This is a genomic window from Sphingomonas phoenicis (genome assembly GCF_047238005.1).
In the GTDB taxonomy this organism is placed as follows: domain Bacteria; phylum Pseudomonadota; class Alphaproteobacteria; order Sphingomonadales; family Sphingomonadaceae; genus Sphingomonas.
On sequence record NZ_JBDFMC010000002.1, the window covers coordinates 3121942 to 3143980 of the forward strand.

Genomic DNA, 22039 nt, shown 5'->3' on the forward strand with positions numbered 1-22039 from the left:
CGGTGCCCTACGGCGCGCGTGATCAGGCGGCCTCGCGCGCCCGCCGCGTCGCCAGCGCACGCGCCTCTTCGACGACCAGCGGGCGGCTGAAGAAGAAGCCCTGCACCTTCGAGCAGCCGAAATCCTGCACCATCTTGTGCTCGGCTTCGGTCTCGACGCCCTCGGCCGTGGTCGCCATGCCGAGGCTGCGGGCGAGCGCGACGACCGCGTGGATGATCGCCACCGCCTCGTTGGTGCCCCTGGCGGCGCCCTGTACGAAGCTGCGGTCGATTTTGATCGTCGAGAACTTGGTCCGCGACAGATAGCCGAGCGAGGAATAGCCGGTTCCGAAATCGTCCAGCGACAGCCGCACGCCCAGATCCAGCACCCGCTCCAGCACCTTGGTCGCGCCCAGTCCCTCGTGCATGAACACGCTCTCGGTGACTTCCAGTTCGAGCCGCTCGGCCGGCAGCCCGGAATTGGCGAGCGCCGACGCCACGGTCGTCACGAAGTGCGGGTTGTGCAGCTGCTCGGGCGACACGTTCACGGCGACCCGGATATGCGCCGGCCACCGTGCCGCCTCGTCGCACGCGGTGCGCAGCACCCAGTCGCCGATCGGGCCGATCAGCCGCGCATCCTCGGCCAGCGGTACGAACTTGGCGGGGGAGACGTTGCCGAACTCCGCGCTGTTCCACCGTAGCAGCGCCTCGAACCCCATCAGTGATCCGCTGCCGGCATCGACGACCGGCTGGTACGCCAGATGCAACTCGCCCTTCTCCAGCGCCTTGCGCAGCGCCTGTTCCAGCACGCGCCGCTCCTCGGCCTGTGCGTGCAGCCGCGGCTCATAGGCGTGGAATACCCCGCCGCCCGCGTCCTTGGACTGGTACAGCGCCAGATCGGCCGACCGGATCAGCGTCTCCGCGGTCTTGCCGTCGCGCGGCCCCACCGCCAGCCCGACCGACGCACCGATGTGCAGCGTGTGCTGGTCCATCTCGTACGGCCGCGACAGCGTCTCGATGATCTGGCGGGCCAACTGCTCGACGACGGCCAGATCCTGCGCGTCGCGCACGACGACGGCGAACTCGTCGCCGCCCAGCCGCCCGCACATCGCGTTCTCGCCCATCAGTTGCGCCAGCCGCTCGGCGACCCGGCCCAGCAGCCGGTCGCCGACCTGATGGCCCAGCGTGTCGTTGACCGCCTTGAACCGGTCCAGATCGATCATCATGAACGCGCACCGGCCGCGCCACTTCTCGGCCTCCACCATCGCACGGACCAGCGTTTCGTTGATCGACAGCCGGTTCGGCAATCCGGTCAGCGTGTCGCAGCGGGCCATGCGGTTGATCTTGTCGGCGGCGCTGCGCTGCTCGGTGACGTCGGAGCCGACCCCGCGAAACCCCGAAAACGCGCCCCGATCGTCGAACCGCGGCGACGCGGCGAGTTCCCACCACCGCTCCTCGCCATTGACGTGCACCGGCAGGCGCAGGTCGCGAAAGCTCTGCCGCTCCTTCAGCTTCTCCGACAATTGGCGCAGTCCCGGCGCGAAGTTGCCGTCATCCCAGTTCGCGCCCGCCAGCACCTGCAGGAACGGCATGCCGTTGATGCTCACGGGATCCAGCCCGCACGCGACCGCGAATCGCGGACTCGCCTTGATCACGCGCCGGTTGGCATCGGTCTCCCACAGCCAGTCGGCGCCCGATTCCTCGAACTCGCGCAGCAGCAGGCTGACCGTCTCGTCGCGCTCTTCCAGCGCCATCTCGGCCGCGCGGAGCGCGACCAGCGACCCGGCCCTGCCGATGCAGATCGCCGCCAGCAGCAGCGAGAATGTCGCGACCCCGCCTGCGGCGGGCAGCTTGCCGCTCACCGCCAGTTCAATCGCGGTTATTCCACCCAGCCCCAGCACGAACGCCAGCGTCGCGATGATCAGCGGCGCCATGGTGAACGCGGCGGCGGTCATCAGCAGGGCCAGGATGATGCCCGTCCCCGGCGCACTCACCACCGGCGCGTGCTGGCAGAACCACAGGGGCACCGCCGACCAGGCGGCGGCCAGCGCCAGTCCCTCCCACGCGGTCGCCCGAATGTCGGCCAGGCTGGCATAGCCGTCCTGGCCACGATGCGAGTGGAGGCGCCGGAACGCCGCCGTGCCCGCCACCGTCGCCGTCGCCGTACCCCAGATGCCCAGCTCCACCATCTCGACCCAGCGGGACAGCAGGATCACCAGCGCGGTGATCGCGATCAGGTTGGCACCCAGCATCGACAATGCCAGCTTGCGCCCGGCGAACAGCTGGGTCGCGCGGATGCGGCCCCAGGCGACCCGGTCCTGCCCGTCGCGCAGCGCCAGCAGATGGGCGAGAGCGATCCGGACCGGCGCGCTGGAGGTGCGATGATTGCTCACGATAGCAGTCGTTAGCACGAACTGGTTATCGGAAGGTTTCCCCAAATGCGGGACGCCGTCCGATCCCCTCACCGTCACGGCACCAGCCGCTCGGGCGCATGTACCAGCTGGCGCAGCTTCTCCAGATCCTCGGGCGTGTCGATGTCGATCAGCTCCGCCGGGCTCGTCACCACATGGCGCCCGGCCTGCACCAGCTCGCGCGCGCCCTTGTCTCCGGTCAGCGACAGCAGGAAGTCGAACCGGTCGCGCCCGAACAATACCGGTGGTTTGGGCTCGTGTCCGTCGCTCGACGCGACCACCGCATCGCTCGAATCGGCAGCGTCGAACAGGCGATAGATATGGGCGGCGGTCACTCGCGGCATGTCGGCCAGCGCGATCAGCACCGCGGCGGCGTCCATTTCGCGCGCACGCGCCACGCCCAGCTTCACCGATTCGGACATGCCCAGCAAAGGCTGCTCGTTGCGGATCTCGGTATAGCCGCGCGTGGTGAAATCCAGGCTGCATCCGTCGCGCACCACCAGTCGCTCGCGAAAGGGGATGTTCTCCAGCGCGGTGACGACGTGGAACCCGACCGGCCGCCCCAGGAACTCCGCCTCCAGCTTGTTCTGCGGCCCGAACCGCTCGGATTGCCCCGCGGCCAGCAGGATCAGCACACAGTCCTTAGCGTCGATCATGAAAAGCTCCCACCATGGCCGCCGCGATCGACAACGCGATCTCGGACGGGCCGATCGCGCCGATGTCGATGCCCACCGGGCCGTCGATCCGGTCGATCTGCGTCGGGGCAACGCCCGCCGCGGCAAGTCGCTCCCGCCGCGCCGCATGACTCTTGCGGCTGCCCAGCGCCCCGACATAGGCGGCATCGCTGGCCAGTGCGGCGATCAGCGCCGGATCGTCGATCTTGATGTCGTGGCTGAGGGTGACGACCGCCGTCGCTGGTCCCGGTCGCCACGCCGCGATCGCCTCGTCCGGCCAGCGGTCGTCCAGCGTCGTACCCGGAAATCGCTCTTCGGTCAGGAAGCGTGCGCGCGGATCGATCACCACCGTGTCGATTTTCAGTTCGCGCGCCAGCCCCGCCAGCGCCTGCGCGATCTGCACCGCGCCGACGATCAGCAGCCGGCGCGGAGGATCGTACCGGTTCACGAACACCTCGCCGGTCTCCAGCGGGCGCAGGTCGGCATGGCCATTCGCCAGGTCGGTATGCACGACCAGCGCATCGCCGCGATCGCGCGCGTCGGCGATGCGGTCGAACAGTTCGGGGTCGAACCCCGCCGCCATGACCGGTTGCACCATCACCGCGATCTCGCCGCCGCAGGGCAGGCCGACTTCCCACGCGTCGGTATCGGCCACGCCGTACCGCTTCAGCTGGAACGGCGCACCCGCGATCACCTCGGCCGCGGTCTGCAGGATGTCGCTTTCGACGCAGCCGCCCGACACCGAACCTTCGAACCGGCCATCGGCATGGACCAGCATATGGCTGCCCCGTGGGCGCGGTGCCGACCCCCAGGTCGACACCACGGTCGCCAGTGCCATCGGCTCGCCCCGCCACGCCTTCGCCGCGGCGATGACGCTGTCATTCTCGGCCATGATCTTCCTCTGTTTTCTGTCCGCGGAAGGACATCGTTGCGGCTGGCTATGCAATCCGCTCTACCTTCATCCGACCGTGGGGATGAAGGTAGCGGGGACGTGCAACGACCCTGACCGTGAACGACCCGTCACACCGGCGGCAATCCGGCCAGCAGCTTGTCGCACGTCAGCGGCAGGTCACGTACCCGCACGCCGCATGCGTTGTAGATCGCGTTGACGACGGCGGGAGCCGCACCGGAAATGCCCAGTTCGCCGATCCCCTTGGCGTGGATGGGATTGGCATGGATGTCGCGCTCGTTCAGGAAATGCACCTCCAGCTGCGGCACGTCGGCATTAACCGGGACATGATATTCCGCCAGGTCGCGGTTCACCAGCTTGCCGTTGCGCGGATCGTGGATCAGGTCCTCGGTCAACGCGGTTCCGATGCCGAACGTCATCCCGCCCAGGCACTGCGACCGGGCCGTCTTGGCATTCAGGATGCGTCCGGCGGCGAACACGCCAAGCATCCGGCGCACCCGCACCTCTCCGGTCACCGCGTTCACCCCCACCTCGGCAAAGTGGGCGCCGTACGATGCCTGCGTGAACTGCTTCTCCTGCTTGCCCGGCACGATCTCGCCGGTCGCTTCCATGCCGTCGCCGACCAGCTCCGCGATCGGGCGCTGGCGATTGTCGCCGATCGCCTCGCCGTCCTTCAGCGTGAGCGCGTCCGGCTTCACCCCCATCGCCTCGGCCAGCTTCTCGCGCAGCGCCTCCGCGGCCAGGTACACCGCCGATCCGGCCGATGCCGCGCCCCATGATCCGCCCGAACCAGCGGCGGGGGGATCGTTGGTATCGCCCAGCTTCATCACGATCTTCTCGACCGGCAGGCCCAGCACCTCGGCGGCGATCTGCGCCATGATGGTGTAGCTGCCGGTGCCGATATCGGTCATCGCCGACGAGACGACGGCGGTCCCGTCCGGTTTCAGCTCGATCCTGGCGGCGGATTTCATCAGCTGGTTGTTGCGCGTCGCCGCAGCCACGCCGATGCCGATCAGCCACTCGCCCTCGCGCCGGCTGCCCGGCACGGCATTGCGCTTGTCCCAGCCGAAGCGCTTCGCGCCTTCCTCCAGCGATTGGGTCAGCATCCGTGACGAGAAGGGGACGTTCTTCTCCGGATCCTCGGCCGGATCGTTGATCTTGCGCAGCTCGATCGGATCCATGCCGATCTGCTCGGCCAGCTCGTCGATCGCGCATTCCACGCCGACCATGCCGACCGCCTCGCCCGGTGCCCGCATCGATCCCGACAGGCCCAGGTTCAGCCGCACCACGTCGTGGTTGATCCGCCGGTTCTCGCCGCCGTACAGCGAGTGGCTACCTATCCCGACCGGCTCGAAGAAGCTTTCGCCCGGCAGGTTCGACACCAGCGAATCGTGGACGAACGACACGATCTTGCCGTTCGGCTCGCACCCGAACCGTATGCGCTGTTCGGTGTTCGACCGGTGCGGCGTCGTCTCGAATACCTGCTGGCGCATCATCACCGCCTTGACCGGGCGGCCCAGCTGCTTCGCCGCGATCGCCGCCGCGACGCTTTCCGGGGCGATCCCCAGCTTCGATCCGAAGCCGCCGCCGATGTAGCGCGCGATGATCCGCACCTTGTCCTTGCCCACGCCCAGCGACTTGGCCAGCTGGGACGCGTCGGATGTCGGCATCTGGTACGCGCCGTACAGTGTCAGCGCGTCGTCCTCCCACACCGCTATCGATGCATGCGGCTCCATCGCCGCGGAGTTCTGCTGCGGCGTGACATAGGTCACGTCCAGCTTCACCGCCGCCGCATCGTAGCTGCCGTCGGGATCCCCCTGGCTGAAATGCGATGGGATCATCGCCTGCGGCGGCTTCTCCGCCTCGCCCTTGTGCGCCTCGAAGTCGTAGGTGCCGACCTTGTACTCATACTCGATCGGCATGCCTAGCGCCGCCTCGCGCGCGGCCTCGTACGTGTCGGCGAGCACGATCGCGACGATCTGCCCGAAATAATCGATGTCCTTCACGCCCTGCGTCGGCGCGCCTTCCTCGCCACCCTGCTGGGCATTGCGCAGGAAGGTCTTGAAGTCGATCACCACGTCGATCACGCCGGGCAGGCGCTTCGCCGCCTCGACATCGATGTTCACGACTGAACCATGTCCGATCTTCGCGCCGACCAGCACGCCGTGCACCAGCCCGTCGATCGCATATTCCGCCGCATAGGTGGCGGTCCCCGATACCTTCAGCGGGCCGTCGATCCGGTCGAGCGGGCGCGAGATCACGCCCTGCACGCCGGTATCCAGCAGGCTTTGCGGGACCGGCTCGTTCATCGTCAGGCTGTTGTTGTCGCCACCGAAACCGAACATGGCCTTATGCTCCCGTCAGCTCGCGCAGCGACGCGATCAGCGTGCGCCGGGCAAGCGGAATCTTGAAATCGTTGCTGCCATGGCCTTTGGCGTCGGCCAGCAGCGCGTCGGCGGCGGCATTGAAGCTGGTATCGGTCGCCTGCCGGCCGACCAGCGCCGCTTCCACCGCCGGGTTTCGCCACGGCATCGGCCCCAGTCCGCCGAACGCCAGCGCGGCTTCGGCCACCGTATCGCCCTCCATCCGCACCACGCCCGCGACGGACACCAGCGCGAACGCGTAAGAGGCACGGTCGCGCACCTTGCGGTACAGGTGTCGCGCGCCCCGGGTGGGGGCAGGAAGCTCGATCGCGGTGATCAGCTCGCCCGCCTCCAGCACCGTCTCCACCGCAGGCGTGTCGCCCGGCAGGCGATAGAAGTCGGCGATCGCAATCCGCCGCTTGTCCCCGTCCGCCTTCTGCATGACGATCGTGGCATCCAGGGCCATCATCGCGACCGCCATGTCGGATGGATGCGTCGCGATGCACTTTTCGGAGGTGCCCAGCACCGCCAGGATGCGGTTGTACCCGTCGATCGCCGAGCAGCCGCTGTCCGGCTCGCGCTTGTTGCACGGCATCGCGGTGTCGTAGAAATAATAGCAGCGGGTCCGCTGAAGCAGGTTGCCCCCGGTCGACGCCTTGTTGCGGAGCTGCCCCGACGCGCCGGCCAGCAGCGCGCGGCTCAGCACCTCGTACCGCGCGATCACGCGGCCGTCGGCGGCCAGATCGCTGTTCGGCACCAACGCGCCGATCGTCAGCCCGCCGTCCTCCCGCTCGTCGATGGTGTTCAACGGCAGGCGACTGATATCGACCAGCCGCTCCGGCGTCTCGATCTGCAGCTTCATCAGGTCGAGCAGGTTGGTGCCGCCGGCGATGAACTTCGTCCCCGGTGCCGCTCCCTCTGCCACCGCCGCGTCGGCGGTCGCGGCACGCTCATAGGTGAACAGCTTCATGCCCCGATCTCCCGCGCGGTTTCCAGCACCGGCTGCCGACCGCCGTCGCCGTCCATCCCGGCGACCTCGCGGATCGCATCGACGATGTTGGGATAGGCGGCACAGCGGCACAGATTGCCGCTCATCCGCTCGCTGATCTCACCGTCCGACAGTTCGACCGCGGTCAGGTCGTCGGAGGCATGGCTGGCCCAGCCCTTCTTCACCTCGTCCAGCATGCCGACGGCCGAGCAGATCTGGCCGGGCGTGCAGTATCCGCACTGGTATCCGTCGTGCCGCACGAACGCGTCCTGCAATGGATGCAGGTTGCCGGGCTGGCCCAACCCCTCGATCGTCACGATCTCGTCATCCTGATGCATCACGGCCAGCGACAGGCACGAATTGATTCGCCGCCCGTCGACCAGCATGGTGCAAGCCCCGCATTGACCGTGATCGCAGCCCTTCTTCGATCCCGTGAGCCCCAGATGCTCGCGCGCCAGGTCCAGCAACGTGGTGCGAACGTCGACCTCCGCCTCGTACGTCTTGCCGTTGATCGTCCACTTCATCGCCAGCCGCCTTCGAAATTGTTCAAGCAGGAGAACGCCATGTTCCGCCCTCGGCTCCCGTTGCGAGTGGTTATCACCCTTGCTGCGCTGGCCTCCGCCGCCGCGGTCGCGCAGGATGCGCCGATGACCCGCCTGTCCCCCCCGATCGTGATCGCCCATCGCGGCGCCAGTGGCGAGCGGCCCGAACACACGATCGCCGCCTATGAACGCGCGATCGATCAGGGCGCCGACGTGATCGAGCCGGATCTGGTCCCGACGAAGGACGGCGTCCTGGTCGCCCGGCACGAGAACGAGATCGGTGGCACGACCGACGTCGCCGCCCATCCCGAATTCGCCGCGCGCCGCGCCACGAAGACGATTGACGGCCAGACCGTCACCGGCTGGTTCACCGAGGATTTCACGCTGGCCGAGTTGAAGACGTTGCACGCTCGCGAGCGCCTGCCCGATCTGCGCCCCGCGAGCGCCGCGTTCGACGGCCGGTACCAGATCCCCACCTTCGCGGAGGTGATCGCGCTGGCGAAGCGTCGCCATGTCGGCATTTATCCGGAAACCAAGCACCCGACCTATTTCGCCGCCATCGGCCTCGGCACCGACGTGCCGCTAATCAGGCAACTCCACGTCGCCGGCTGGACCACCCCCGACGCGCCCGTGTTCATCCAGTCGTTCGAGGTCGCGAACCTCAAGCATCTGAAGACGCTGACGAAACTGCGCCTGATCCAGCTGGTCGACGCCACCGGCGGCCCGGCCGACGGTGCCGCGCCCAGCTATGCCGCCATCACCAGTGCCGACGGCCTGAAACAGGTCGCGACCTATGCCTGGGGCATCGGCCCGGCCAAGGCGATGGTCACTGCCCGCCTGGTCGCCGACGCGCACGCCGCCGGTTTGCGGGTCCATCCATGGACCTTCCGTGCCGAGAACCAGTTCCTGCCGCCCGCCTTCCGCCGTGGCGACGATCCAGCCGTGCATGGCGACGTAGCGGGCGAAATCGACGCTGCGCTACGGCTGGGGATCGACGGTTTCTTCACCGATTTCCCGCTAATCGGGGTACAAGCCCGCGATCGGGTGGTCCCGCGGAGATAGTAATGCCCCGTCTGTTTCGATCGATGCGTACCCTGCCGGTCCTTTTAGTCCTGCCGCTGACGGCCGGCGGCTGTCTCAGCACCGCCGCCTCGGTGGTGAAGGCGCCGTTCCAGGTCGCCGGCAAGGCGGTCGACTGGACGACGACCAGCCAGGAGGAATCGGACCGCAACTACGGCCGCAAGATGCGCAAGGCGGAGGCTCGCGAAGGCAAGGAACGCCGCGAATGGGAAAAGCGCTGCCGCAAGGATCCGGAGGATTGCGGTGAGTACCGTGGATACCGGGCCGGCGACGAGCGGAACTGATCGCCGCCTGACGCCACGGGAGCGATCGCGGAGGACGTCCACGGGCGGCTGAATGCCGCACACGGCCACCGCGTTTCCCGGCGGCGGCCAGTATCCGCAGATGCCGCCCTAACGCCCGGCCATGCGCCGGGCGAAATGCGCTTCCACCGCGCGACGGACGCTCTCGGCGATGCGATCGCGGCCGTTCCTCGAATCGAGGAAGGTCGCATCGGCGGGGTTCGAGATATAGCCGGTCTCGAACAGGATCGACGGCATGTCTGGCGCCTTCAGCACCATCAGGCTCGCCATGCGGTGAAAATTCGCCTTCATCGGCACCAGCGGCCTGGCCTCGCGGCCCAGCAGCCGGGCGAAGCCGGCGGAGCTGTTCATCGTCTCGCGCCGGGCCAGGTCGATCAGGATCGACGACACATCGGCGCCGGTATCGCCCAGGTCGACGCCGGCGATCACGTCGGCTTTGTTCTCGCGCGCGGCGAGGCGGGCGGCCTCCTTGTCGGACGCGACCTCGGACAGGGTGTATACGCTGGCGCCGGTCGCGTTCTCCGCGCCCGCGCTGTCGCAGTGGATCGAGATGAACAGGTCCGCCTTCAGCCGTCGCGCGATCCCGTACCGCTCGCGCAGCACCAGATAGCGGTCGTCGTTGCGGGTCAGCGCCACGCGCACCCGTCCGCCGGCGAGCAGGCGGTCGCGGATCGCGCGCGCCACCTTCAGCGTCAGGTCCTTCTCGCGCAGGCCCATGGCGGGGTTGACCGCGCCGGGATCGACCCCGCCGTGCCCGGCATCGATCACCACCAGCGGCCGGCTGTCGTCGCCGCGCACCCTGGGCAGCGCCGGCGCTTTGGCGGTGGCGGGCAGGGGCAGCGACACCTTGTAGCGGTCGGCGGCGAACGAAATGTCGAACGGGATCAGCGCCAGCGGCCCGGCGGCGCTCGCCCGGCGAAATCCCGCTGCGTCTGCGGTGGCGAGGCTCAGGGTCAGCGTGCGACCGCTCGGATCGAAGCCGCCATCGGCGACCACGGCGGGGCGCGACAGGTCGAACACCAGCCGGGTGCCGCCCGACATCGGCTGGCGCCGCAGCGCCGCGACGGGGCCGCCCACCGACACCCGCGCCCCGGTGGCCAGACCGGGTACCTCGACGGCGATCCGGCGCGGTCCGTCGAGCAGCGTGGCGCGCGCGTCGCCGACCTTGCCGTCGAAGCGGATGACGATGCCACGTGCGTCGGCGACGATGCTCGCCACGTCCGACGCGGCCAATGGCGACATCGGCCACAGGGCCGACAGGCAGGCGATCAGGAACAGCACGCCGCTCCCTTGCCGCGGACGGGCGCCGCCGGTCCAGCGGAAAGCCGCTCGACGCGCGTCCTCCGCCGCCGGGGCGGCGGGCGCGTCAGCGTGGAAGGCGGGCCGTGCGGTCATGGTTAACACCGGGTTCTGCCGACCAAATGGTTGATAGATCGTTACGCCCGCGCCGTGCCATACCCGGATGGGGTACGCGGCGTGGCGGCACCGTGGCATTCCTGTCACACCGGTTGCGATAGGTTGCACGGAATGCTAGCGAAGGTACGCGCCCGTGTGTCGTCGCCGTTTCCGGTGGCCGCCGCCGGGATCGCCCGCCCCTCGCGATCAGCTTCCTGCTGGCGCGACGGGCCAATCCAGGTTGACGCACGCAATGACGCTTATCCCGATCCCGACCAACCGCCAGGCCTTGGCCGGCGGCGTCGCGGGTGCTCGGGCGCCGCAGGGCCTCATGCCCCGGCACGTCATGCGCGCAGACGCGATTTTCCGCCACCCTGCGCCCGCCGTTCGGCCGGGCGCGCACTATCATCGCGCGCGAGGGCTCCTCTCGAGGATCGGCCCGACGCGCGCGTGGAGACCATCTGATGACCACGCGTATGCTGATCGACGCACGCCACCGGGAAGAGACCCGGGTTGCCGTCGTACAAGGTAACCGGATCGAGGAGTTCGACTTCGAATCCGCCGAGCGCAAGCAGCTCAAGGGCAATATCTACCTTGCCAAGGTGACCCGGGTGGAGCCCTCGCTCCAGGCGGCGTTCATCGAATATGGCGGTAACCGCCACGGCTTCCTCGCCTTCTCGGAAATCCATCCCGACTATTACCAGATCCCCAAGGAGGATCGCGACGCCCTGCTGCGCGAGGAGGCGGAGCATGCCGCCGAGGAAGCCGCGCTGCGCGCCGAGCAGGATGACGACGATGATCATGCCGACGAGCACGAAGACGACGATCACGACCACGATCACGACGATCTCGGCGACGACGATCACGACGACGAGGAGGCTGCCGAGGGCGACGAGGCCGCCGCGCAGGCCGGCCCGCGCCGCCGCAAGCGGTCGTCGGGGAACGACGATCAGGTAGAGGCGCTGCGCCAGCGTCGCCAGAACCTGCGCCGCCGCTACAAGATCCAGGACGTGATCCGCCGCCGCCAGGTGCTGCTCGTCCAGGTCGTCAAGGAGGAGCGCGGCAACAAGGGTGCGGCGCTGACCACCTATCTGTCGCTGGCCGGCCGCTACTGCGTGCTGATGCCCAACACGTCGCATGGCGGCGGGATCAGCCGCAAGATAAGCAATGCGGGCGATCGCAAGCGGCTGAAGTCGATCATGGCCGATCTGGCGCTGCCTTCGTCGATGGGCTGCATCGTCCGCACCGCCGGGCTCCAGCGCACCAAGGTCGAGATCAAGCGCGACTTCGACTATCTGGCCCGCCTGTGGGACGAGATCCGCGAGAAGACGCTGACCTCGGCCGCGCCGGCACTGATCTATGGCGACAGCGACCTGATGAAGCGGGCGATCCGCGACATCTACAACGCGACCGTCGACGAGGTGATCGTCGAGGGCGAGGAGGGATATCGCCACGCCAAGGACTTCATGCGGCTGCTGATGCCCAGCCACGCGAAGAAGGTGAAGCAGTATGCCGACGCGGTGCCGCTCTTCCAGCGTGCCCATGTCGAGGACCAGCTGGCGGCGATGTACAACCCCGTCGTCCAGCTGAAATCGGGCGGCTATCTGGTCATCAATCCGACCGAGGCACTGGTGTCGATCGACATCAACTCCGGCCGCTCGACCCGCGAGCACAATATCGAGCAGACCGCGACCGCGACCAATCTGGAAGCGGCGCAGGAAATCGCGCGCCAGCTGCGCCTGCGCGACATGGCCGGGCTGGTCGTGATCGACTTCATCGACATGGATCACTCGTCGAACGTCCGTAAGGTCGAGAAGGCGATGAAGGAGGCGCTGAAGAACGATCGCGCCCGCATCCAGGTCGGCCGCATCTCGTCGTTCGGCCTGATGGAGATGAGCCGCCAGCGCCTGCGCACCGGCGTGCTCGAGGCATCGACCCGCGCCTGCCCGCATTGCGAGGGCACCGGCCTCGTCCGTACCGCGTCGTCGTCCGGCCTGTCGGCACTGCGCCTGATCGAGGACGAGGCCGCACGCGGTCGCGGCTCGCTCCTGACGCTGCGCGCCAGCCAGGAGGCGGCGATCTATGTCCTGAACCGCAAGCGCGGTGACATCGCCGAGATCGAGGACCGCTACGGCGTCACCGTCGAGGTGCTGCCGGACCGGGAGGAAGAGGGCGCCCGCATGTCGGTAGAGGCCAGCGGCCCGCCGCCTGCGCATGCGCCCAAGATCGACGAACTCGTCATCGAGGACGAGGAGGACGATTACGTCGAGGAGATCGACGCCGAGGAGGAAGAGGAGGTCGAGGCCGAGCGTGCCGAGGCCGCGCCGCGCCGCAGCGACGAAGAGGGTGGCGAAGGCGGTCGCGGCAAGCGCCGCCGCCGTCGCCGCGGTCGCCGCGGTCGCGACCAGGCCGGCGAAGGCGGCGAGGAGCCCGCCGGCGCCGACGCCACCGAGGAAGACGGCGTCGAGGAAGCCGCCGGGGAAGAGGTCGAGTTCGTCGGCGAGCAGCCCGCCGAGGACGAGGACAATGGCGAGGGCGGTCGCCGTCGTCGTCGCGGTCGTCGCGGCCGTCGCGGCGGTCGCCGGATCGAGGGTGGCGACGCGACCGGCGAGGTCGGTGTCGATACGGATGCCGTCGAGCCCGAAGAGGCCGCCGATGCCGGCGATTCGGGGCCGGTGACCGACCCGATCTCGCTGCCCGTCCCCGCGCCGATCCCGGCTGAGGTCGAGCCGGTCGCCGACGCGCCGAAGACCCGTCGTCGTCCCCGTGCCCGCGCCGCCGCGCCGGAAGCCACGGCGCCCGTGGAAGCGGCGCCGGAGCCGGTCGTGGAGCCCGTTGCCGAGGCGCCTGCCGCCGACGAAGCGCCAGCCAAGCCGCGTCGCTCGCGCCGCAAGGCAGCGCCCGCCGAGGCGGAAGCGGTCGCCCCCGCCGTCGTCGAGGCCGCGCCCGAGCCGGAGGCCGAGCCGGTGAAGAAGCCGCGCCGTCCGCGCCGCAAGGCCGCAGATGCGGCCGTCGAGCCGGTCGAGGCGGCACCTGCCGTCGTCGAGGCACCGGCGGAGGCCGGGATCGATACGCCGACCGTGGCGACCGAGTCCGCCGAGGCCGAGGCAGCGGGTCCGCCGCGCCGCGGCTGGTGGCAGCGCACCTTCGGCGCCTGATCGTCCTGCCGGGGCCGCGCACCGTCGCGGTCCCCGGTTGCTCGCGGGCGAGCACCACCCCTCGGGTCCCGTCCTTGCCCTGCCGGATGGCGGCCCGGTTCGAAGCCGCCCGCCACCCTCGCTTGATCCCATAATGCGGTCGCGCGCCGCGGCGTCAGCGGGCATGATGCGGCGATGATCACCTTCCATCTCGCGCGTGCCGACAACGGCGTGATCGGCATCGACGGCCGCCTGCCATGGCACCTTCCCGCCGATCTCAGGCGGTTCAAGGCCCAGACGCTCGGTCGTCCCATGGTGATGGGCCGCAAGACCTTCGACAGTTTCCCTGCACCGCTGCCCGGCCGGCGCCACATCGTGCTGACCCGCGATCCCGTCTGGTCCGCCCCCGGCGCCGAGGTCGCCCGCACGCCCGGCGACGCGCTGGCGCTCGCCGGTGACGATGTCGCGGTGATCGGCGGGGCCGAGATCTTCGCGCTCTTCACGCCCGATCGCATCGAGCTGACCGAGGTGCATGCCGCCCCCGCCGGTGATGCCGTGGTGCCGCCGTTCACCGGCTGGCGAGAGATCGCGCGAGAGGATCATCCGGCGGCGGACGGTCGGCCGGCATACAGCTTCGTCACCCTGATCCGCCCGGAGCGCTGACGCCGCCCGCCGCGCGGGATCTACCCGGCCGGGCCGTCCGACGATGGCCAGGGTGCCATTGCCGCGATCGGCCGGACCTGCGACGAAGGCGCCTGCGGTTACGGGGGAGGTACGGTGATGCGGCGGATCGGGCGAGTCGCATTGTGGCTGGCGGCGTTGCTCGTCCTGCTCGCCGCCATCGCCGCCGCAATATTCGCCTGGCATCTCTACGGCGCCCGGCCGCGGCTGGAGGGAGAGGTGCGCGCGCCGGGGCTCGCCGCGCCCGTCGCGATCACCCGCGATGCCGCCGGCATGCCCACCATCGTCGCCACGACCCGCGCCGATGCCAGCTTCGCGCTCGGCTATCTCCACGCGCAGGAGCGCTTCTTCGAGATGGACGGCCTTCGCCGAGCCGCAGCGGGCGAGCTGTCGCAGCTGTTCGGCCCGGCGACCGAAACGGCGGATCGCCGCGTCCTGCTCCACCGCTTCCGCAGTCGCGCCCGCGCGCTGCTGGCGCAGGCGAGCCCGGCCGAACGGGCCATGCTGGCGCGTTACGCCGCCGGGGTGAACCGCGGGCTGGGCGACCTGTCGGCGACGCCGTTCGAATATCTGCTGCTGCGCGCCGAGCCCGCCCGCTGGCGGCCGGAGGATACCATCCTGGCGGTCTTCGCGATGTATATCGACCTGCAAGCGACACTGCCCCGGATCGAGCTGTTCCGCGCCCGGGCGGAGCGGCGGGGCGGGCGCGGACTGGCCGATCTGCTCTACCCGTCCGGCACGCCGCTCGATGCCCCGATCGACGGATCGGTGCTGCCGTCACCGCCGCTGCCCGCACGACTGGTGCCGCAGCGGTTCCCCGCTGCCGTCGCGCAACCGGCAGATGAGGCGACGGTCCCCGGCAGCAACAACTGGGCGGTTGCCGGCCGACTGTCGACCAGTGGCAGCGCACTGGTCGCCAACGACATGCATCTGGGTATCCGCGTGCCGGGCATCTGGTACCGGGCGCGGATCGTCGTGCGGCCGGCGGGCGCACGCACGCCGGTGCTCGACGTCACCGGCGTCACCCTGCCGGGCAACCCGACGGTGGTCGCGGGCAGCAACGGACGGATCGCTTGGGGCTTCACCAACAGCTATATCGATACCAGCGACGCGGTGGTGATCGAACCCGTCGCCGGCCGCGCCGGCTATTACCGCACGCCGGGCGGCCCGCAGCCGATCCGGCACATTGCGCAGCGCTTCTGCGTGAAGGGCGCGTGCCGCCCCTTCACGATCGACGAGACCATATGGGGCCCGATCGTCGCGATCGACGCGTTCGGGCGCCGCATCGCGATGCGCTGGACCGCGCACGATGCCGGTGCGATCCGACTCGCCCCGGCCTTCGCGCTGGAACGGGCGGGATCGGTCGCCGCCGCGCTCGCCATCGCGCACCGCTCGGGCATCCCGCAGCAGAACCTGATCGTCGGCGACCGCGCCGGGGCGATCGGCTGGACCATCGTCGGCCAGGTGCCGCATCGGTTCGGGTTCGACGGACGCGACGCCGCCAGCTGGGCGGACGGCCGGCGCGGCTGGCGCGGCTACCTCACCGATGCGGCGGTGCCGGCGGTGATCGACCCCGCGGGCGGACGGCTGTGGACTGCAAATGCGCGCGTCGTCGGCGGCGCAGCTTTCGCGGCGTTGGGCGATGGCGGCTACGACACCGGATCGCGGGCGATGCGCATCCGCGACCGGCTGTTCGCGCAGTCCCGGTTCGGTCCGCGCGATTTCCTGTCGATCCAGCTGGATACCACGTCGCTGCGCAATCGCTGGTGGCAACAATTGATGCTGGCGGAGCTGCGCCGCCGCGGGCGCGATCCGCGGCTGGCCGCGATGCTCGCGCCGGTTGCCGGATGGAACGGGCGGGCGGAGACGGCATCGGTCGGCTATCGCCTGATCGCCGGCTTCCGGCGGACGCTGCTGGCCGATGCCTATCGCCGCTACATGGGCGGCCAGCCGCCGTTTCAGGCCGATTACACGACCCCCGCCGCAGAGGGGACGTTGCGCACCCTGATCCAGGCGCGGCCACCCGCCCTGGTGCCGCCGGGCCGGCGCGACTGGGGCGCGTTCCTGGACGCCGGTCTGCGCACGGTGGCGGAGTCGGTGACGGCGGACGCGGGCGACGATCTGGACGGCTTCACCTGGGGCGCGGTGTCGCCCGCCGGCGTTCGCCATCCGCTCGCCCGTGCCATCCCCGGCCTTGGCCTGCTGACCGATCCGGCCGACCAGCCGATGCCCGGCGATTCCGGCGTAGTGCGCGCCCAGGCACCCGGCTTCGGCGCCAGCGAGCGGTTCGCGGTATCGCCGGGGCACGAGGGGGAGGGGCTGTTCCACATGCCGTCCGGCCAGTCGGGCAACCCGGTCAGCCCCTATTACCTCGCCGGGCACCGCGACTGGGTGGAGGGGCGGGCGGCACCGTTCCTGCCGGGAGCGACGAAATGGACGCTTCGGATGGTGCCTTGAAGACGATACCCGCAGGCATCACACGTCTAGCCCGTCATCCAGGACTTGATCCGGGATCCCGCAGCGCTCCTTGTCTCTGCCGGGCAAAGCATGTCGCCCGTCTCTCGCGAAAGCCTGTCCAGCCTTCACGTCAGGGGCAAATCAGGCTGCCAGAGCCTGCTGCCACGCCTCCGCCTTGGCCAAAGCAGCGGCATCGTCGACGTCGATCCAGTCCAGGTCGCTGCAGTCGACCACGCGCGCACGGCCCTCACCCGCCAGCGATCGCATGCCGTCGGTCAGCGACGGCGCGCCGAAGCTGCCCAGTGCCGCGAACAGCCCCGGCCCGATCGCGAAGACCCCGGTATCGTAACAATCGGCATCGGCCAGCCCCTTGCCGATATCGACGATCAGGTCGCCATCGGTGCGTACCCATGTGACGTCGTCGGGATCGACCCAGGCATGGCCTACCCGGCGATCGATGCCCAGCGTCGCACCGTCACCCGCTCCCGCCGCTGCCAGCCGGGCATAGAGGGCGGGGGTGACCAGATGGTCGCACATCGCCAGCACCGCCGGCTCACCCGCCAGCACCGGCGCCGCCGCCAGCACCGACACGCCGTTCGGCTCGTGATGGTCGCGGGTCATCACCGTTTCGATCGCGATCGGCCAAGACCGGGCGGCGAGGTGCGCGGCGATCGCCTCCGCCCCGTACCCCAGCACCACCACCGCGCGGGTCAGGCCCGCCGCCGCCATGCCGTACAGCGCATGGTCGATCAAAGGCCGCCCGCCCACCGGGCAAAGCGGCTTGTACGGCGCGGTGGCGCGCAGCCGGCTGCCATGGCCGGCGGCAAGGAGGACCGCCGACCGGATCACCTCACGCGGCCGCGATGAACTTCTCGACCTCGATCTGGGCGAGATCGTCGGTCATCTGGGTGCGCGGGTGCTTGCAGAAATAGGCCGAGGCGGGGTCGATGACGCCGCCGATGCCGCGGTCGCGCGCGATCTTGGCGCAGCGGACCATGTCGATCGCGACGCCCGCCGAGTTCGGCGAATCCTCCACCGACAGGCGCAGCTCCAGGTTCATCGGCACGCCGCCGAACAGCTGTCCTTCCATCCGCAGGAAGCAGACCTTGTTGTCGTTCTGCCACGGCACGTAATCCGATGGGCCGATATGGACGTTGTCGTCGTCCATCCGCTCCGCCGCGACCGACTGCACCGCCTCGGTCTTGGAGATCTTTTTGGATTCCAGCCGGCGATGGTTCGACATGTTCAGGAAGTCGGTGTTGCCGCCGGTGTTCAGCTGGTAGGTGCGGTCCAGCTTCACGCCCCGCTTGGCGAACAGGTCGGTCAGCACGCGGTGGACGATGGTCGCACCCAGCTGCGCCTTGATGTCGTCGCCGATGATCGGCACGCCGGCATCCTCGAACCGCTTGGCCCATTCGGGGTTGGACGCGATGAAGACAGGGATGTTGTTGACGAACGCGACGCCGGCTTCCAGCGCGCATTCGGCGTAGAACTCGGTCGCCTGCTGGCTGCCGACCGGCAGGTAGTTCATCAGCACGTCGGCGCCCGACGCCTTCAGCTCGGCAACCACCTGCGCCTTGTCGGGCTGGGTGTCGTTGGCGACGATGAAGGTCCGCTCGTCCTTGTAATCGGCCATGTGGTCGGCCACGCCGTCCATCACCGCGCCCATCTTGACGATGGTGCCGGTCGACGGAATGTTGGCGGCGAACACGGCGGTGCAGTTCGGCTTGGCGAAGATCGCCTCGGCCACGTCCTTGCCCACCTTGCGCGCATCGACGTCCCACGCCGCGACCACCTTGATGTCGGCGGGGCGATAGCCTCCCACTTCCCAGTGCATCAGGCCGACGACGTCGTTCGTCCCCTCGCCATAATATTCCAGCCCCTGGACGAGGCTGCTCGCGCAGTTGCCGATGCCGACGATGGCGATCCGGATGGTGCCCATTACTGTCCCTGTTCCTTGACGAAGAGCCCTGACGGCACGTCGGCCGGGGCGGTATGCGAAATGTGAATGAAGTGACGCTCGACCCGGCGATGCCAGGCGAGGCCGATCAGCGCGACGACGGTCAGCGGCCCGATCTCGAACCACCAGAACAGCCGCGGATCGGCGAGGAGACAGGCGACGAACAGCGCGAAAACGCGGACGTTGGCGGTCTGCGATGCCAGCAGCCGCATCGGCCCGACCGCGCGCGCGGCATAGCGGGCGCCCAGCGCGCGGGGATCGGCGCTGACCGACAGATGCTGTTCAAATCCGATCGCCAGCCGGTCGGGCGTGCCCGCCACCCAGTCATACAGCCGCACGAGCGGGCTGGTATGGGGGCTGGCGGCCGCGGCCTCGGGCCGGGCGATCCCTCGCGCGCGGCGGTGGAAGCGGGTGCGCTCCCCCTCGTACAGGCTGGACTGCATCGCGTGCGCCACGCCCGCGGCGATCGCTAGCAGCCACCCCTCGGTGGTGCCCACCGCGATGGCGGTGGCGATATACATGAGCGCGAAGACGCCGTGATCGCACGCGCCGTCCAGCGCGCGGCCCAGCGGGCTGGCCGTGCCCGTCGCCCGCGCCACCATCCCGTCCAGACCGTCGGCGATCAGCCAGGCGATCGACAGCGCCAGCCCCAGCAGCGCGAACGGCCAGGCGTCGAACCGCGCATAGGAGAGGGCGGCCGCCGTCCCGATCGCCAGTCCGGCGACCGACACCGCATTGGCCGACACCCCATGCGCGACCGCATGGGGCAGCAGCCTGCGGCCCAGGGGATGGATCAACCAGAGGTTGGATGGGTCCTCGATCCGGCGATCGCGCGATCCATCCGGTGGAGGCACTGTCATAGGCTGGTCACAATGCCCGTCCGGGTAGGATTTATCAAGATGGCAGAATTGTCACGCCCTTCGATTTGCGACGGACGGCCCGGCTCAACTGGCGGCGCAAAGTATCGGCCGCCACGACATCACGGGCAATTCGCCGCGATTTCGTCCAGCCACAGCCGCGCCGTGCCGTCCGACGGCGCCCGCCAGTCGCCCCGCGGACTAACCGCGCCGCCCGCCGACAGCTTGGGCCCGTTGGGCAGCGCCGACCGCTTGAACTGGCTGATCTGGAAGAACCGGTGGCAGAACCGCTCCAGCCAGTGGCGGATCGTCGGCAGGTCGTACGCCACCCGCGCGTCGTCCGGAAGGTCGGCGGGCCAGCGCCCGGCCGCCGCGTCGCGCCACGCATGCCAGGCCAGGAACGCGATCTTCGACGGTGCCAGCCCGTGGCGCAGCACGTAATGCGCAAAGAAATCGTTCAGCGCGTACGGCCCGATCATCGCCTCCGTCGATTGCAGCGCGCCGGTCTCCGCATCGGCCGGCACCAGCTCGGGGCTGATCTCCTGGCGCAGGATCGCGGCCAGGATCCGGTCGGTCGCCGCATCGTATTGGCCGGTCCGGATGCACCAGCGAATCAGGAACTGGATCAGCGTCTTGGGCACCCCGGCATTGACCGCGTAATGGCTCATCTGGTCGCCGACGCCGTACGTGCACCAGCCGAGCGCGAGTTCGCTCAGGTCGCCGGTGCCCAGCACCAGCCCGCCGCGCTGGTTGGCCAGCCGGAACAGGTAATCGGTGCGCAGGCCCGCCTGCACATTCTCGAACGTCACGTCGTACACCGGCTCGCCGCGGCCGAACGGATGGTCCATGTCGGCCAGCATCTGGCGCGCGGCGGGGCGGATATCGATCTCGGCCGCGGTCACGCCCAGCGCGCGCATCAGCGCCCAGGCGTTCGCCTTCGTCCCCTCGCCGGTCGCGAAGCCGGGCATGGTGAAGCCCAGGATCGTGTCGCGCCCGCGGCCCAGCCGGTCCATCGCCTTGGCCGCGACGATCAGCGCATGGGTCGAATCCAGCCCCCCGGACACGCCGATCACCAGGGTCGCCGCCCGCGCCGCCTCCAGCCGCTTGGCCAGTCCCTCGACCTGGATATTGAACGCCTCGTAACAATCGGCGTCGCGCCGGTCGGGATCGTTCGGCACGAACGGGAAGCGGCGGATGTCGCGCTCCAGCCCGCGATCGGTTTCGTCGATCCCGTGGGTGAACCCGATCCGGCGGAACCGCGTCTCCGGATGCCCGGCCTCGCGCGCGGCGTCGTTGAAGGTGCCGAACCGTGTCCGCTCCTGGATCAGCCGCCCGCCGTCGATATCGGCCACCGCAACCTCCGGCCCGCGCACGAACCGGTCCGATTCGACCAGCAGTTCGCCCAACTCGTACACCATGCCCTGGCCGTCCCACGCCACGTCGGTGGTGCTCTCCCCGATCCCGGCGGCCGAATAGACATAGGCGCACACGCCGCGTGCCGATTGCGCCGCGCACAGCATCGCCCGCTCGCGCGCCTTGCCGATGACGATGTTGGAGGCGGACAGGTTGCAGCAGATCACCGCCCCCGCCAGCGCACCCGCGGTGGAGGGCGGGGTGGGGGCCCAGTAATCCTCGCAGATCTCGGCATGGAAGGTGAAGAAGGGCAGGTCGTCGGCCGCGAAGACCTGGTCGGTGCCGAACGGCACCGTGCCGATGCCCTCGCCCAGGTCGATCGAGAGGCCGGTCAGGCCGCCGCCGCTCGCGAACCAGCGCTTCTCGTAATATTCGCGGTAATTGGGCAGGAACGTCTTGGGCACCACGCCCAGCACGCGCCCGCGCGCGATCGCCAGCGCGCAATTGTATAGCCGCCCGTTCCGGACCAGTGCCGCGCCGACCAGCAATACCGGCTTCAGCTCCGCCGTCGCCGCCGCCACCGCGCGGATCGCATCCAGCGTTCCCGCCTGCTGTGCCGATTGCAGGTGCAGGTCGTCGATCGCGTAGCTCGTCAGGTTCAGTTCGGGAAACACGACCAGATCGCAGCCCCGGTCATGCGCGGTGTGGGCCAGCGCGATCGTCGCATCGGCGTTGGCGCGGGTGTCGCCGACGCTGGCCGGCGGCGTCGCCGCTGCGACGCGGACCATCTGGTGGCGGTGAAGCGAGAAGAACGGGTGGGCCATCCACCCACTAACCACCGAATGCGCAATTTGCACCATCGGCGACGGACCCGCGCGGCTCCGCCATCCCGCATGACGCAGAAAGGGAGGCGCCCCATCGCTGGAGCACCTCCCGATCCGAAAAAGCGTC

16 protein-coding genes are annotated in these 22039 nt (G+C 69.4%); 5 read left to right on the forward strand and 11 right to left on the reverse strand.

Annotated elements, in window-relative coordinates:
• Positions 1 to 22 precede the first annotated feature (22 nt).
• From ABC319_RS15820 to ABC319_RS15845, 6 genes are all read right to left on the reverse strand, one after another.
• Positions 23 to 2371, reverse strand: coding sequence for a putative bifunctional diguanylate cyclase/phosphodiesterase (locus ABC319_RS15820; RefSeq protein WP_413071142.1), 2349 nt, complete (start codon positions 2369 to 2371; stop codon positions 23 to 25).
• A 74-nt stretch (positions 2372 to 2445) separates the two neighbouring features.
• A complete protein-coding gene (locus ABC319_RS15825) occupies positions 2446 to 3045 on the reverse strand; it encodes a nucleotidyltransferase family protein (protein WP_413071143.1) in 600 nt (199 codons plus the stop codon).
• Positions 3032 to 3955: an XdhC family protein gene (locus ABC319_RS15830; protein ID WP_413071144.1), complete on the reverse strand. Its 924-nt coding sequence runs from the start codon at positions 3953 to 3955 to the stop codon at positions 3032 to 3034. The genes ABC319_RS15825 and ABC319_RS15830 overlap by 14 nt, the downstream gene beginning before the upstream one ends.
• A 128-nt stretch (positions 3956 to 4083) precedes the next feature.
• Positions 4084 to 6318 carry a xanthine dehydrogenase family protein molybdopterin-binding subunit gene (locus ABC319_RS15835; protein WP_413071145.1) on the reverse strand — a complete coding sequence of 745 codons (2235 nt, stop codon included), beginning with the start codon at positions 6316 to 6318 and terminating at the stop codon, positions 4084 to 4086.
• 4 nt (positions 6319 to 6322) lie between these two features.
• Positions 6323 to 7306 (reverse strand): FAD binding domain-containing protein, encoded by a 984-nt coding sequence (locus ABC319_RS15840; protein ID WP_413071146.1) that lies wholly within the window; start codon positions 7304 to 7306, stop codon positions 6323 to 6325.
• A complete protein-coding gene (locus ABC319_RS15845) occupies positions 7303 to 7848 on the reverse strand; it encodes a 2Fe-2S iron-sulfur cluster-binding protein (protein ID WP_413071147.1) in 546 nt (181 codons plus the stop codon). The genes ABC319_RS15840 and ABC319_RS15845 overlap by 4 nt, the downstream gene beginning before the upstream one ends.
• Before the next feature lie 39 nt (positions 7849 to 7887).
• Between ABC319_RS15845 and ABC319_RS15850 the strand changes: the two genes are divergently transcribed.
• Both ABC319_RS15850 and ABC319_RS15855 read left to right on the forward strand, forming a co-directional pair.
• Positions 7888 to 8928: a glycerophosphodiester phosphodiesterase gene (locus ABC319_RS15850; RefSeq protein WP_413071148.1), complete on the forward strand. Its 1041-nt coding sequence runs from the start codon at positions 7888 to 7890 to the stop codon at positions 8926 to 8928.
• A gap of 2 nt (positions 8929 to 8930) precedes the next feature.
• Positions 8931 to 9230 (forward strand): hypothetical protein, encoded by a 300-nt coding sequence (locus tag ABC319_RS15855; RefSeq protein ID WP_413071149.1) that lies wholly within the window; start codon positions 8931 to 8933, stop codon positions 9228 to 9230.
• 108 nt (positions 9231 to 9338) lie between these two features.
• Here the strand turns inward: ABC319_RS15855 and ABC319_RS15860 are convergent, their stop codons facing one another.
• Positions 9339 to 10529, reverse strand: coding sequence for an N-acetylmuramoyl-L-alanine amidase family protein (locus ABC319_RS15860; RefSeq protein ID WP_459565475.1), 1191 nt, complete (start codon positions 10527 to 10529; stop codon positions 9339 to 9341).
• Positions 10530 to 11107: 578 nt separating this feature from the next.
• Between ABC319_RS15860 and ABC319_RS15865 the strand changes: the two genes are divergently transcribed.
• The 3 genes from ABC319_RS15865 to ABC319_RS15875 all read left to right on the forward strand — a co-directional run bounded on the left by ABC319_RS15865 (position 11108) and on the right by ABC319_RS15875 (position 16918).
• Positions 11108 to 13801, forward strand: coding sequence for an Rne/Rng family ribonuclease (locus tag ABC319_RS15865; protein WP_413071151.1), 2694 nt, complete (start codon positions 11108 to 11110; stop codon positions 13799 to 13801).
• A 174-nt stretch (positions 13802 to 13975) separates the two neighbouring features.
• On the forward strand, positions 13976 to 14443 hold the full coding sequence (locus ABC319_RS15870) for a dihydrofolate reductase (RefSeq protein WP_413071152.1): 468 nt from the start codon (positions 13976 to 13978) through the stop codon (positions 14441 to 14443).
• Positions 14444 to 14560: 117 nt separating this feature from the next.
• Positions 14561 to 16918 (forward strand): penicillin acylase family protein, encoded by a 2358-nt coding sequence (locus tag ABC319_RS15875; RefSeq protein ID WP_413071729.1) that lies wholly within the window; start codon positions 14561 to 14563, stop codon positions 16916 to 16918.
• 141 nt (positions 16919 to 17059) lie between these two features.
• On the opposite strand, the gene ABC319_RS15880 is transcribed toward ABC319_RS15875, so the two are convergent.
• The 4 genes from ABC319_RS15880 to ABC319_RS15895 all read right to left on the reverse strand — a co-directional run bounded on the left by ABC319_RS15880 (position 17060) and on the right by ABC319_RS15895 (position 21912).
• Positions 17060 to 17767 carry an NTP transferase domain-containing protein gene (locus ABC319_RS15880; protein ID WP_413071153.1) on the reverse strand — a complete coding sequence of 236 codons (708 nt, stop codon included), beginning with the start codon at positions 17765 to 17767 and terminating at the stop codon, positions 17060 to 17062.
• A 1-nt stretch (position 17768) separates the two neighbouring features.
• A complete protein-coding gene (locus ABC319_RS15885) occupies positions 17769 to 18860 on the reverse strand; it encodes an inositol-3-phosphate synthase (RefSeq protein ID WP_413071154.1) in 1092 nt (363 codons plus the stop codon).
• Complete coding sequence (locus tag ABC319_RS15890; RefSeq protein ID WP_413071155.1) at positions 18860 to 19675, reverse strand: CDP-alcohol phosphatidyltransferase family protein; 816 nt, start codon at positions 19673 to 19675, stop codon at positions 18860 to 18862. The genes ABC319_RS15885 and ABC319_RS15890 overlap by 1 nt, the downstream gene beginning before the upstream one ends.
• A 182-nt stretch (positions 19676 to 19857) precedes the next feature.
• A complete protein-coding gene (locus tag ABC319_RS15895) occupies positions 19858 to 21912 on the reverse strand; it encodes an NAD(+) synthase (RefSeq protein WP_413071156.1) in 2055 nt (684 codons plus the stop codon).
• Positions 21913 to 22039 lie beyond the last annotated feature (127 nt).

Bases quoted from the DNA above. Each gene is read 5' to 3' on its own strand.
- ABC319_RS15825 (WP_413071143.1), bottom strand. From the start codon at position 3,045: ATGATCGACGCTAAGGACTGTGTGCTGATCCTGCTGGCCGCGGGGCAA.
- ABC319_RS15830 (WP_413071144.1), bottom strand. From the start codon at position 3,955: ATGGCCGAGAATGACAGCGTCATCGCCGCGGCGAAGGCGTGGCGGGGC.
- ABC319_RS15835 (WP_413071145.1), bottom strand. From the start codon at position 6,318: ATGTTCGGTTTCGGTGGCGACAACAACAGCCTGACGATGAACGAGCCG.
- ABC319_RS15840 (WP_413071146.1), bottom strand. From the start codon at position 7,306: ATGAAGCTGTTCACCTATGAGCGTGCCGCGACCGCCGACGCGGCGGTG.
- ABC319_RS15845 (WP_413071147.1), bottom strand. From the start codon at position 7,848: ATGAAGTGGACGATCAACGGCAAGACGTACGAGGCGGAGGTCGACGTT.
- ABC319_RS15850 (WP_413071148.1), top strand. From the start codon at position 7,888: ATGTTCCGCCCTCGGCTCCCGTTGCGAGTGGTTATCACCCTTGCTGCG.
- ABC319_RS15855 (WP_413071149.1), top strand. From the start codon at position 8,931: ATGCCCCGTCTGTTTCGATCGATGCGTACCCTGCCGGTCCTTTTAGTC.
- ABC319_RS15865 (WP_413071151.1), top strand. From the start codon at position 11,108: ATGACCACGCGTATGCTGATCGACGCACGCCACCGGGAAGAGACCCGG.
- ABC319_RS15870 (WP_413071152.1), top strand. From the start codon at position 13,976: ATGATCACCTTCCATCTCGCGCGTGCCGACAACGGCGTGATCGGCATC.
- ABC319_RS15875 (WP_413071729.1), top strand. From the start codon at position 14,561: ATGCGGCGGATCGGGCGAGTCGCATTGTGGCTGGCGGCGTTGCTCGTC.
- ABC319_RS15885 (WP_413071154.1), bottom strand. From the start codon at position 18,860: ATGGGCACCATCCGGATCGCCATCGTCGGCATCGGCAACTGCGCGAGC.
- ABC319_RS15895 (WP_413071156.1), bottom strand. From the start codon at position 21,912: ATGGCCCACCCGTTCTTCTCGCTTCACCGCCACCAGATGGTCCGCGTC.